Annotated in this window: 9 protein-coding genes; 4 read left to right on the forward strand and 5 right to left on the reverse strand. The window is 38.0% G+C overall.

Translation table 11 applies throughout. From position 1 onward, the window contains the following. Positions 1-196: 196 nt before the first annotated feature. Positions 197-922 (reverse strand): YebC/PmpR family DNA-binding transcriptional regulator, encoded by a 726-nt coding sequence (locus K322_RS0107390; protein WP_026626314.1) that lies wholly within the window; start codon positions 920-922, stop codon positions 197-199. Positions 923-1,131: 209 nt separating this feature from the next. Between K322_RS0107390 and K322_RS0107395 the strand changes: the two genes are divergently transcribed. The 3 genes from K322_RS0107395 (at position 1,132) to K322_RS0107405 (ending at position 5,572) form a co-directional block, all read left to right on the forward strand. Next, positions 1,132-1,698 carry a terminase small subunit-like protein gene (locus tag K322_RS0107395; RefSeq protein WP_026626315.1) on the forward strand — a complete coding sequence of 189 codons (567 nt, stop codon included), beginning with the start codon at positions 1,132-1,134 and terminating at the stop codon, positions 1,696-1,698. Between the two features lie 338 nt (positions 1,699-2,036). Continuing rightward, a complete protein-coding gene (locus K322_RS0107400) occupies positions 2,037-4,397 on the forward strand; it encodes a TonB-dependent siderophore receptor (RefSeq protein ID WP_026626316.1) in 2,361 nt (786 codons plus the stop codon). A gap of 20 nt (positions 4,398-4,417) precedes the next feature. After that, the gene (locus K322_RS0107405) at positions 4,418-5,572 is read left to right on the forward strand and encodes a PepSY-associated TM helix domain-containing protein (protein WP_026626317.1); all 1,155 of its coding nucleotides are present in this window, start codon (positions 4,418-4,420) and stop codon (positions 5,570-5,572) included. Positions 5,573-5,625: 53 nt separating this feature from the next. On the opposite strand, the gene K322_RS0107410 is transcribed toward K322_RS0107405, so the two are convergent. From K322_RS0107410 to K322_RS0107425, 4 genes are all read right to left on the reverse strand, one after another. Beyond that, complete coding sequence (locus K322_RS0107410) at positions 5,626-6,957, reverse strand: TldD/PmbA family protein (RefSeq protein WP_035331618.1); 1,332 nt, start codon at positions 6,955-6,957, stop codon at positions 5,626-5,628. 51 nt (positions 6,958-7,008) lie between these two features. Continuing rightward, positions 7,009-8,325, reverse strand: a complete 1,317-nt coding sequence (locus K322_RS0107415) for an NCS2 family permease (protein WP_026626319.1) — start codon at positions 8,323-8,325, stop codon at positions 7,009-7,011. 60 nt (positions 8,326-8,385) lie between these two features. Beyond that, positions 8,386-9,093: a DUF5020 family protein gene (locus tag K322_RS0107420; RefSeq protein ID WP_026626320.1), complete on the reverse strand. Its 708-nt coding sequence runs from the start codon at positions 9,091-9,093 to the stop codon at positions 8,386-8,388. A gap of 85 nt (positions 9,094-9,178) precedes the next feature. Next, positions 9,179-10,615 carry a TldD/PmbA family protein gene (locus K322_RS0107425; RefSeq protein WP_026626321.1) on the reverse strand — a complete coding sequence of 479 codons (1,437 nt, stop codon included), beginning with the start codon at positions 10,613-10,615 and terminating at the stop codon, positions 9,179-9,181. 191 nt (positions 10,616-10,806) lie between these two features. Here K322_RS0107425 and K322_RS0107430 point away from each other — a divergent pair, with 191 nt between their 5' ends. Further along, positions 10,807-13,614 (forward strand): triple tyrosine motif-containing protein, encoded by a 2,808-nt coding sequence (locus tag K322_RS0107430; RefSeq protein ID WP_026626322.1) that lies wholly within the window; start codon positions 10,807-10,809, stop codon positions 13,612-13,614. Positions 13,615-13,774 lie beyond the last annotated feature (160 nt).

Genomic DNA, 13,774 nt, shown 5'->3' on the forward strand with positions numbered 1-13,774 from the left:
ATAAATACGATAAGCTATTATTATTTTAATACCTATGGTATAAATACTTACTTTTTGATTATTCTATTTTGATTATAAAAATATAGATTAAATCAATACTTTCGATGTAATTTTAACATAAACAAATCAAAAAAGGTCTTATTTAATATTAAATAAGACCTTTTAAGGACTCTGTCCTTTTTATATATTATAGATGTTACTCTTCTGGAGCCAGATTATGGAACACATTCTGTACATCCTCATCATCCTCAAATTTATCAAGAAGTTTATTTAGCAGAACACGTTGTTCTTCTGTCACCTCTTTCAGCTCGTGCGGAATGCGTTCAAACTCGGCACTATGAATTTCAAATCCGTTTTCTTCGAGATACTTTTGTATATCAGAATAAGATTTGAATTCGCCATAAAGAACTACTTCATTTTCTTCTTCATCGAAATCTATTTCATCGACACCATAGTCAATCAATTCTAATTCCAAGTCGTCCAGAGATACACCCTCTTTAGCTGCAACCTTAAAAACGCATTTATGATCAAAAAGAAATTCGAGACTACCTGAAGTACCTAACGAACCGTTGTGTTTATTAAAATAACTGCGAACATTTGCTACTGTACGGGTCGGATTATCGGTTGCCGTTTCTACAACGATAGCTATACCGAAAGGTCCATAACCTTCATATACCACTTCTTTATAATCAGATTCGTCTTTTGATATTGCTTTTTTAATGGCACGTTCAACGTTTTCTTTGGGCATGTTTTCTTTCTTAGCCTGTTGCTCTAAAACACGCAAACGTGGATTCGTATCCGGATCAGGGCCACCTTCTTTTACTGCAATTGTTATTTGTTTTCCTAATTTAGTAAACACACGGGCCATATTACCCCAACGTTTCATTTTCGTTGCTTTACGGTATTCGAACGCTCTTCCCATAATCTATTTATGTATATTTATTTGAAATTTTTCTTTAGGTACAAAAGTATAAAAAAACACAAATACATAAAACTATTCTGATAAGCAAACACTCGAAATAGAAAATGATTAACAGGCAAGAAATGTTTCGCCCGGAGAAACAATCGCTTATACCCTCCCCCAAGGACAATCGGAGCATTTTATCTATAAGGAAAAAACACTTTACAATTATGGCAAAATATACAGAACAACTAGGCAAGAAAATAGCAGACGCAATTGAACAGGATGAATATACATTAGGTGAAATCTGTGCGATGCACGACATCAGCCGTAAAACATTTTATCAGTGGGCACGGAAGTATTCCGATTTCAAGGAAATGATAGATGATGCCCGTGCAGATCGTGACGAAAAGCTCGCTCAAAAAGCCCGAAAAATTCTTAAACAAAGATTAGAGCATGGCTATACCGTAACTACCACCCGTTATAAATATGCAGTAGATGAGTACGGTGAAATATATCTGACCAGAAAAACGGTAACCATGAAAGAATATTCAGCAGACGAAAAAACACTGAAAATGGCGATGGCAAAAGAGGGTGAAGTAGAAGAAAAAGTAGAAAATATGCCGCAATCGTGGGAAATTATAGTACAAAACCAAGAGGCAGCCGAGCAGATTGAATTACTACGGTTCCCCGGTACCGAAGAAGAAAAAAGAGAAAGATGCCGGCAAATCGAGAAGAAGTATGCCGCCAGAGATACGGATTCCGACAGTAATGCTTATGATCCGTCATTGGGATAGGTGATAATGTACCAATTTGATAATAAGACAATTTGGAAACAACGTGACAATGAAAAATGTGCAAATTTGGAGTAACTTTTGTTACCTTTTTATATATAAGAATGATAATAGAAAATTACAGACCTTAAAACAGGAAGAAAGACTCATCAGTAATAGTGATTTTTTACCTGTAATATCACAACTATATGCGATTGCAAATTCTACTATATTAGAATTAATTTACATGATTTTTCATTAAGGTATCAAATCTGTTTATTGACTCCCCAGTCATATCAACTGCAGGAGGTTATCACTTTGTTTAATACATTATTAAATACTTACTATACTTATTACAAAAGATGAAATCATTTTTACTCACAGGATTATTCTTTTTACTGATAGCTGCAAACTCTATCGCAGGAAATATAAAAGGAATCATAAGAAATAATGCAGGTCACAACCTCGAATATGTGACAATAAGAATTGATGGAACGAATCAGGGAACGACCACCAACAGTAATGGAGCCTTTACTCTCCGAAATGTAAAACCCGGACAATATACGCTGATTGCCAGCCTTATTAATTACGAATCAAAAAACATTTCGCTGACCGTAGATGACGAAACAATCGATCTTGGTCTAATCACACTGGAATCATCCAGCCAGTCTCTTAGCGAAGTAGTCGTATCGGCTTCCGCTAACAGCTATGTTACTAAATATCCGGCTAACAGCATTCGATTGGATGAACCATTGGTTGAAGTTCCTCAGAATATACAGGTAGTGAGCAGTTCAATCATAGCAAGCCAACAGATACTTAGTATGAGTGACGGGATAGTGCGCAATGTGAGCGGGGCAACCCGTCAGGAACATTGGGGCGACCTATATACACGTATCAATGTGAGAGGCGGACGTGCAGCTGCTTTTCGCGAGGGAATGAATATTACATCCACTTGGGGACCTTTGACTGAAGATTTAAGCTTTGTTGAATCGGTTGAATTTGTAAAAGGTCCTGCCGGATTTATGATGTCGAACGGAGACCCTACCGGAATATACAATGTTGTAACCAAAAAGCCTTCGGGACAAACCAAGGGACAAGCATCTCTTACTTTCGGAAGTTACGACTTGTACAGAGCCAGTGTAGACTTGGACGGAAAACTAGATCAAAAAGGGAAATTACTTTACCGTTTGAACCTGATGGGACAAATGAAGAACTCATTCCGTAAGAACGAATACAACAACCGATATAGCATTGCTCCGGTTATTACTTATGTTGTAGATGACAATACACGGCTTACTGCACAATATACATTACAACATGTAGAAATGTCTAATGTAGGATCTTATTACAGTTTCTCTACAAAAGGATATGAATCTCTTGCTCGTAATTTCACTCCTCTGGCTTCAGGGATGGAACCAACTAAAATAGACGACCACACCTTTATCGTTAATCTGCAACACAATTTCGACCCGAACTGGAAACTTACAGCACAAGGTGCTTACTTCAGCTACAACCAGAAAGGTAGTTCTATGTGGATCGACTCCATTAATGATGCAGGATATGTTCGACGTACCGCTTCTATATGGGATGCTGTCAATCAAATGAAGTTCGGACAGGTCTTTGTAAATGGTAAATTCAATACCGGAACAGTAAGACACCGTATTCTTGCAGGGCTTGATACGGGTAATAAAGAATATTGGGCTGACTGGTCTCAATCAGTTCCTCTGGATACAATAGGCTCATTCAACATATACAACCCGAATAATGGAAAACCTGTATTAGGTTATCCGGAATTCGACCGCAGCAAAAGCATAAAAGAGCGTTCGGGAGGTCCTCAAATTACAGAAACTTACACTAGTGCATATGTTCAGGATGAACTGGGATTTCTGGATGAAAAGCTGAGACTGACCCTTGCCGGAAGATACACATATGTAAAGAGTAATTCGTACGGTACTATTATAAGTAAGAGACAATTCACTCCCCGTGTAGGACTAAGCTATTCGTTTGACGAAAATTCATCGGTATATGCACTATACGACAAAACTTTCGTTCCCCAGAACGGTGTCCGCAGAGATGGTAAGGGAATCAAACCTATTACCGGAAACAATATGGAAGTAGGAGCCAAAAAACTATGGTTTGGTGGAAAACTAAATACAACATTATCTGTATACCGGATCATCAAAAATAACCTATTGGCATCAGACCCGAATAATGCAGCCGGCGAACCTTACGTTGTTGAAGTAGGTCAAACACGTGACCAAGGTATCGAATTTGATGTACAAGGAGAAATCTTTCAGGGATTGAACATTGTAGCAAACTATGCTTACAATGAATCGGAAGTGACCAAAAGTTCTTCTGAATACGAAAAAGGCAGTAGTCTTCCGGGTGGAGCCAAACATACTATCAATGCCAATCTCGTGTATAAATTTCAGACTCCTGTCCTTAGAGGTTTCAGTGTTCAGGCAGGATGCACTTCTATGATAGACCGCACATCATGGTGGGCTGCCAATGTGGGAGATGTACAAGAGTTGCCCGATTATTTCAGAGTAGACGCAGGTGCAGGATGGACAAATGGAAAGCTGGCGGTAAATCTCTTTATTAATAATGTATTTGATAAATATCTGTACTCGGGTACTCCATATACTATCGGTAAAACAGCTGCATATTACTGGCAGACAGAATCTCCGGTCAATTACAAATTCAATATTACGTATAATTTCTGAAAATTTTAAGAAACTAGAAAATGGCAAAACTCTCATTCCGACGAATAAGTTATTACCTCCATCTTTGGCTTGGGCTTATTTCGGGTATTATCGTATTTATTGTTGCTATAACCGGTTGCATCTATGCTTTTCAGGAAGAAATACGGGGAGTATTTCAGCCCGGACTGTATGTGGAAGAACAAAGCAAGCCGTTCTTATCCCCCGACCAGCTTAGAGATAAAGCTAAAACCTATGTATACGTAAGTCAGGCAGATAGCAGCAATGCTATTTACGGGGTTACATACGGAAAAAAGGACAAAGCCGCCATGGTCGCTTACAACCATTATGAAAACGGATATACCATACTTCTGCTGAACCCTTATGATGGTGCCTATATTACTCAACAAGCCTTGAATGATGATTTTTTCAGAATCGTTCTTGCTGGACACCGCAGCTTATGGCTACCCTATCCGATAGGACATCAGATTGTGGGATGGGGTATTCTGGTATTCGTTATCGTTACTATAACAGGTATCGTATTATGGATTCCTAAAAGATGGAGTAAGAAAGCTTTGAAGCCCAGATTGACTATAAAGCGAAAGAGTGACTCGTTTCGTTTTGTATATGATCTGCACAATGTACTCGGTTTTTATGCCGCACTTGTAGCCTTGGCTATTGCTCTTACAGGACTGACATGGAGTTTCGAATGGTTCTCCAAATCATATTACGCCGTAATATCTGGGGGAAAAGAGTTCAACGAATGGAAAGCTGCAGAATCAGATACTACCCTGATTGCCACAGACTCCAATCAAAGTGAAAGACTCTGGCAGAAAATGGCAGCGGAATATCCAATCGGAAAAGAAGGATCATTTATGTTTGATTTTCCGGCAAAAAAAGCGGATGCTTTCAGAGTATGCTTCAATCCGGCGGATAATAACGAGACATACTACAAACGCCATTTCAGATTCTTTGATCAGACATCGTTAAAAGAACTCGAGGGTGGAGGATTGTATGGCATCAAATACGAAGATTCGGATGCTGGTGACAAATTCTACCGTATGACTTACGATATTCATGTGGGAGCCATAGCCGGATTACCAGGCAGAATCATCGTGTTTTTAACGAGTCTTATCGTTGCAAGTCTACCCATAACAGGACTTATCCTTTGGTTGAAGAAAAAGAAGAAGAAAAAATGATAATTTAGGAAATAAGAACGGTAACACATAAAATATTACCGTTCTTTATTTTATTACAGTCCGCTAAAGCTGACATTCTCAAACAGCAAGGAGGGTATCTGACGTGATGAATTATTTGATAGCGGATCGTTTCCAACCTCAACCAGATTAGACCACAGATCGAGAATATTACCTGTAATATTCATTTCACTGAGCGGTTTGGACAAGCTCCCGTTTTCGATAAGGAAACCTTCTACTCCGAAAGAGAAATCACCGGTTGTAGAATTTGTATTTCCACCATTAAAGCCGGTAACCCAAATACCGTTATTCATTATTCTCATCAGCTGATTCCAGTCATGTGCTCCATGATCCAATGTCAATACAGAAGGAGATGCAACAGTCGGTTTCATGTTTAGCTTACCGCTGTTGTAAGTATCAATAAAGTAGGTATTCAAAACGCCTTTATCGATCAGGATCTGATCAAAAGTAGCGATACCTTCACCATCATACCAGCGAGAACCGAATGTGCATGGCATGTGTGGATTGTCTTTTAATATCAGTTTATCTGAAGTAATCTTCGTACCCAGCTTGTTTAACAAAAAGGAGTTCTTCTGCTGAAGTGCACTTCCGTACATAGCTGAAACGAGGGGAGATAATACCCTCGATGAGATTGTATTATCGAGCAGCATATTATAGCGTCCTGATTTGATCTTCGTTTGTCCGATCTTTTGCAGAGCCCTTTGCATGGCTTTTCGGGCAATACCCGATTTCTCCAGATCCTGCCAAAACAGCTTGCTGTCATACCAATATGATTCGGGACGGGCATCTCCATCCGTTTTCAATGCAACTTCGGCGGTCAGACTGAAAACAGAATCCTGTATCTCTCCTTCGAAACCATTGCTAGCGATCATATATTCCGCTCCGCATCCATCGTCATAACTGCCGACTACCGATACAATCCGAGGATCAGTTCCTATTATCTCCTCAACAGTAGACTGAGCCAATGCCAATTTTTGCTCAACAGTATAATCAAAGAAAGAGTTGTCGAACAATCTCAGATCATCCGAACTCTTTCTCTTGTAATACCTCGCAACATCAGGTAACTGACGAAATGTATCAGCAGCAAGAAACCGGGTAGATGCAACGGCCTCTTGTATGAAACCATTCAACTCGTCTTTATCCAAACGGTTAGTTGAAAATGTTCCATATCTGCCATCGACATACAATTCCAGATACAGCTTATTTTCGGAACTCTGGTGCAGTTTATCCAATTGAGTATTCCTATATTCAAACGAACTGTTTGTTGATACAGTTACCGATACCCGAGCTGCCGAGCAACCGTTTTTCAGAGCTGTATCCATTGCCCATTGGGCTATATCTTTATTGTTATCTGATATTAATTTCATTATATCGTAAGAATTTTCGCTGTGGAGTGTTTTATAAATAGGTCTGAGACCTTATTTCTGAAAAATATGGATCGAATCCAATACCAATTTTACCAAAAATAAAGCAGTCATTACATATACCGTAACAGTAATATCTTTGAAACGTCCTGTGAATATTTTCAACAGACAATAGCTTATAATACCGAACACTATACCCTGAGCAATACTATACGTAAATGGCATAAATATGAGAGTAATAAATGCAGGTATCGCTTCGGTCATATCATTAAAATTGATCTTTGCTACTGCGGTAAACATAAACAGACCTACGATTATCAACGCAGGGGCTGTTGCTGAGGCAGGAATCATCGAAAACATAGGAGCTAAAAACAAAGCCAATACAAACATACCGGCAGTACTTACAGATGTTAGTCCGGTTCTACCTCCGGCAGCTACACCCGAGGCACTTTCGACATATGATGTTATTGTACTAGTACCTAACATAGCTCCAAAGGTAGTACCTAATGCATCAGCAAATAAAGCTTTTTTTATCTGAGGAAAATTTCCATCTTCATCTGTAAATCCGGCTTTAGATACCACTCCGATAAGAGTTCCTACCGTGTCGAACAAGTTTACAAATAAGAAGGTAAAGACCACAATAACCATATCGAAGGTGAACACATCAGCCCAATCGAATTTCATAAATATAGGAGCTATAGAAGGAGGCAGACTTACCCAACTACCCTCAGGCAGATGTACTTCACCCAAAATCACACCAAAACCTGCAGAAGCAAGGATACCTATAAGTATAGCGCCATTTACGTTGAGAGCAAGAAGAACCCCTGTAACCAAAAGCCCTAATAATGCAATCCAGACATGTTCCGTAGAAAAATCGCCAATGGCCAGAAGTGTGGCATCATTACCAACTACTATACCCGCACTTTTCAGACCGATAAGTGTTATGAATAGTCCGATACCGACAGGTATAGCCTCTTTCAGCACTCGCGGCAAACTTTTTACTATAAGCTCGCGCACATTAAAAAAAGTAAGTAATATAAATATAATACCCTCTATAAATACCGCAGTTAGAGCAAACTCCCATTTATACCCCATTGTAAGTACCACGGTAAAAGCAAAGAAAGTATTCAATCCCATACCCGGAGCTTGTGCCACAGGCAGGTTGGTAAAAAATGCCATAAATAAGGTTGCCAAAATAGTAGCCAATGCTGTGGCAGTAAATAAAGCACCTTTATCCATCCCTGTTGTACTTAATATATTAGGATTCACAATAAGGATATATGACATTGTAAGAAATGTAATGATACCTGCCACGATTTCCTTACGGACTGTAGTATTATTCTCTTTTAGTTTAAATATTTTCTCAAACATGATGGTTATTTAGTAACAGTAAGTTTTTAGAAATAAACAAATTATCAAAATTATATATCCTTAGAATGTCCATTTTCCGGCAATGGTAGGACATATATACAATTTATTATCATAGTTTGAATAGAAATTATTAGAGATCTCTATCTCACTACCGAAGGCAAGATGCTTGTCTACATTGTACCAAAACTGAGGTTCGGTCAACAAGATCACTTTCTTTTTACCTCCGCTCTTATCACGGTTTTTGTTTTCTGTCCAGACATCTATAAATCCGGTCACAGTCAATTTATCATTGCAGAAGTTAGCATTCCAGATACCTGTCCATTGGACATCGTTGCTCACTTTATTAAAAGCATTGTATTTATAAGCCAGATAAGTTTCAATATTGATCTTACCGAATGAATGGACAAAAGAAGCTCCTGCCAGATAAGCGTTCGGAATGGAGAATCCGGAGTTATTTCCTCCTCGGGCTGTTCCTCCATTATATTCGAGGTGAGGCATAATAGGCGAGTTTCCTATTTTAAAGTTTCTGTAGATTTCCATATAAGCAAGCCCTATATTTCCACGGCTTTGATTAAAGTCTAAATCAACGAAAGCAAAAGTAGAACCCCACTTGTCAGGTTTGAACATTTGAAATGTTGCTGTAAAATAATTGCGAGGGGCAACGTCACTGTGCAAGGCATGACGGGGATCGAAGTGCAACTGAATTTCCTGAGAATACATTCCTATTGAGGAAAGCAGGACAAAGAAAGACAAAATGATTTTTTTCACGGCTTTATTAAAAATAATAATTAATTATATAAATATATACTTAGTATCAGATCCAAATATGGCATATAAAAAAAAGCAGGAGGATTTACTCTCCTCCAACTGTCAATTTACTAATTAATACCGACGGCAATCCCTGCCCCACAGGAACACTCTGTCCGTCTTTTCCGCAAGTCCAGGCACTTTCATCTACCTTCAGATTATTGCCCACCATTGTAATGTCGCCTAAAGCTTTGGGGCCGTTACCTATTATATTGATATCTTTTATTGGCTGAGTCAGTTTTCCATTCTCAATAAGATAACCGGTCTTTACAAAGAACGTAAAATCTCCTGCACCAATCTGAACTTGCCCATTACTGAAATTATCGACATACACTCCCTGCTTTACCTGTGCGATCATGTCTTCTTCCCTCGAAGTTCCGGATTCCATATATGTCACACGCATACGGGGCATAGGAGCATATCTGAACGATTGCCTGCGTCCGTTTCCGGTTGGTTTCACATTATAATAGCCGGCACTTATACGGTCGTGCAGATAACTTTCCAGCACCCCCTCACAGACTATATATGTCCGCTGGCTTTCAATACCCTCATCATCAAAATTGATCGATCCACGGGCAAATTCAACAGTTCCGTCATCAACAACATTGATATCAGCATTACAGATCTTTTTACCTAACAAGTCGGAAAATATAGAGACGTTCTTTCTGTTAAAATCAGCTTCGAAAGCATGTCCGATAGCTTCGTGCAATAATATACCGGAACTACCTGCTCCCATAACCACCGGCATCTCACCACCTTTGGGTTTAATAGCCTGAAACATCAATGATGTTTGAGTCACAGCTTCTTGAGCCAAAGTTTCTATCAGCTCGTCATTTACAAATTCAAACCCTTTTCGGAAAGCCCGTGATGCAGAGCCACTTTCGATCTTGCCACCCTGCTCCATCGTACAGCTTCCATACATAATAGCCATAGGTCGATAATCCCATGACAAAACACCTTCGGAATTAAAGAAGAGGATATATGATGTAGAATTAGATAGGCTTACCGAGGTTTTTACAACCCGTTTATCCAGTTCAAAAATTCGGGTATTGAGTTTTTCGATGAAGCCCTTTTTGTCTTCAACAGATACTTCTTCCCACGATTTTTGAATCTTATAATAATTCTTAAATTCTTTATTATCTATTTTTACCGAAGGGCTGTCTTTCTGCAAGTGGGCTATGCCTGCCGCTGTTTGTGCCGCCCTAAGCATATCTTTCAAGGTAGTATTCTCAACGTAAGCATATCCGGTCTGATCTCCGACTACCACACGTACTCCTACTCCATAATCGATATTAGAGGATGCTCTGTTCACTTCTCCGTCACGGAGAGCGATATTACTATTTATGGTATGTTCAAAGAATAGGTCGGCATAGTCACCGCCTTTAGATAAGGCTTCGTTCAATACTTTTTGTAGATCTTCTGTCGAAACTCGAAAATGGGCCAAAATATCGCTTATATTTGTAGCCGCAGAATAATGTATCATGCATTAATATTTTCAAAATGTAAAATTAATGTATTTTTTCTATATCTTAAGGTCTTGCTTAATTTTATTAGCAAATACCCATCTTTTTGAACATTAAGATTTATCATCTGCTATAAAATCGCTTTCTTGTTATATAAGAACAATTTATACCTGAATTGAGTTTTATTATTCTATACCACTAAATACATCTCATGAAATTCTCTAACATATACAGTGTTTTATCCGTTTTCATATTCACGCTACTGTGCGCCAACACTTTTGCCAACAACCCGAACATTATAAGTTTCAACCGTTCCGATTATAATGCCGGAAATAAAAACTGGTCGATATCTGAAGACGACAAAGGCATTTTATATATCGGAAACGATCTGGGCTTGCTCGAATTCGATGGAATAGAATGGATGCTCTATAAAACTTCGAAGAATGAACTCATCAGAGCTGTATATGCGGCATCCAACAGTCTGATATTTACAGGTGGATACGAAGAATTCGGTGTATGGAACAGGGATATAAGCGGCAAGCTTCAGTATCATTCTCTAAGTTCAAAACTACCGGCAGGGTCTATGCATAATGATGATATATGGAGAATATGGGAAAAAGACCGTACTATTTATTTCCAGTCATTCAATGCAATATATATATACGATCTAGAGAAAGTATATAAACTACCGGTAAAAAAGAATATATTGTTACTCAACAAAGTATATAACGAGCTTTGGATACAGGAAATGGGAGGTAGCCTCTTTCGTGTAAACAAAAACAACTATGAAAAAATACCGGGGAGCGAAATCTTCTCAAAGACTGAAGTCAAATCTGTATTACCATCAAAAGACAAGAAGTATATAATAACTACCTCTACAATGGGGATATACATCTACGATGGTAAAACATTTCAACCTTGGAATACCGTCGATGAGCTAAAAAACAGTAATATCAATTGCGGAATATACAGCAAATCGGGCAACTATTTCTTCGGAACCATCTTAAGCGGAATATACGAATTATCGCCATCCGGAAAAATTATCAATCATTTCGACACAGACAGCTATCTCAACAACAATACTGTATTGTCGTTATACGAAGACAGCTCGAATAATATATGGGCAGGTTTGGATCGTGGAGTTTCATGTATTGCTTATATCAATGGTATCAGCTGTTTTACTGACCCTGCAGGCAAAATAGGCGCAGTCTATTCTGCTGCTATTTATAATAACAAATTATTTATCGGAACAAACCAAGGGGTATATTACATCGATCAGAATGAACTCCAAAGCATGAATGCTATCAGAAAGTTCAGATTTATACCTCAAACCGAAGGTCAGGTGTGGTACTTATCCGTTATTAACAATAAACTATATTGCGGACACAATCAGGGAATTTATATTATAGATGAAAACCTGAATACTTCTTATCCCTACCCGATACATACCGGAGTATTTACGATAACCAGAGCAGACTCAAACCATCTTTTGCTGGGTACATATATCGGATTGATGATTGTAAATATGGATACTCACCAACTGGAACAAGTCGAAGGACTGACCGAGCCTATTAATAAAGTAGAAAATGACCATGCCGGAAACATTTGGCTTCAACACATGAATAAAGGCGTATACAGAGGTCGTACCTATGATAACCTGTCAAGAACCCCTATTCTTGAATATATTGGCACCGACACCAACGATACTATACCCTATAATCTCAAAATGTTTAAAGTCGGAGGACGTATCGCTTTCCTTGGAAATGATAAATTTTACACCTACAATGACATCAATGGTAAGATTGTATCGGAACCGACCTTAAACAAAGCCTTTATCGGGATATCGAATCTCAAAAATGTGATTAATATCTCTCCCGATAATTTTTGGATTATAGGAGATAAGCTTATTTACAATGTAAAATATAACGAACAGAATGCTAATATTTCTTCTATAATAGATATCGGATACAGAAATCTGTCTCTTGTCGATAATTACGAGAATATTGTTTCATTAAATGATAGCCTGAGCCTTATATGCCTTGATAAAGGATTTTTGTTATGCTCTAATTTCTTAACTCAGAAAGTTGAAGAAGTTACTGAACCTTATATTAAGTCTATAAAAATATCGAACTCTGATAATCACATTATCTATCTGGATAAAGAAAATCCTAAAATTAAATATTCGCACAATACTATATCATTTCAGTTCGCAGTACATGGAGCATTCAGTAAGAATATTACCTTCCAATATCAATTACTCGGACTTTCCGATGGCTGGAAAACAATGGATAAAAAAGATAACAGCATCTCGTTCGAGCGATTGGCTCGCGGAAAATATATATTCATGTTAAGAACGGTTGACCGATATGGCAAAACATCTCCGGAAATCACTTACGAATTCGAAGTACTCCCTATCTGGTATCAATCAAATTGGGCTCTATTGATATATATACTGCTTGTAATTCTTTTGTTTGCTTCAATAACTAAGTATATACAATATAGATACAAGAAGATACATATCAAAAAATTACGGATAATAGAAGCCCGCCGATTGAGCATCATGAATGAAAAGCTGCAACAGGAGGTAAACGAAAAAAATGCCGAACTGTTAACACAGACTTCATCCATCATCCAACGTAATGAAACTATAACAGGCATCAAAAACGAAATTGAAGAATTTTTCAGGAAGCAAAATAACAGAACTCTACAACCATTATATCAGAAAATATCAACAGCACTAAATAATGACCTTGATGCGGAAGAGGACTGGAAAATGTTTCTAATCAAATTTGAACAAAAGCACACCAACTTCTTCAAGAAGCTGAAAGAAAGCTACCCTCAGCTTACCCCTAATGACCTCAAGTTGTGCGCTTGTCTTAAGCTAAATCTGGATTCTAAAGAGATCGCATCTTTAATGAATATATCGGTAAGAGCAGTAGAAAACAACAGATCGAGGCTAAGAAAAAAACTGGACATTCCACAGAATCAGCACTTAAGCGACTTCTTTTTTCAATTTTAAAATATACTGATTTACAATCAAATAACATATAATGAGAGGAAATAATGAGGTCTGTATTTTGTTAAATAACAGACCTCATGAGCTTCTTGTGAATGTATTTATTTAAGAGAAAGGGCACACTCTTTTACATTTGTTGTGAATCTAATATCAAAATGGGTTT

Source organism: Indolivaga capnocytophagoides DSM 22835, from assembly GCF_000426485.1.
Taxonomy (GTDB): domain Bacteria; phylum Bacteroidota; class Bacteroidia; order Bacteroidales; family Dysgonomonadaceae; genus Dysgonomonas_A; species Dysgonomonas_A capnocytophagoides.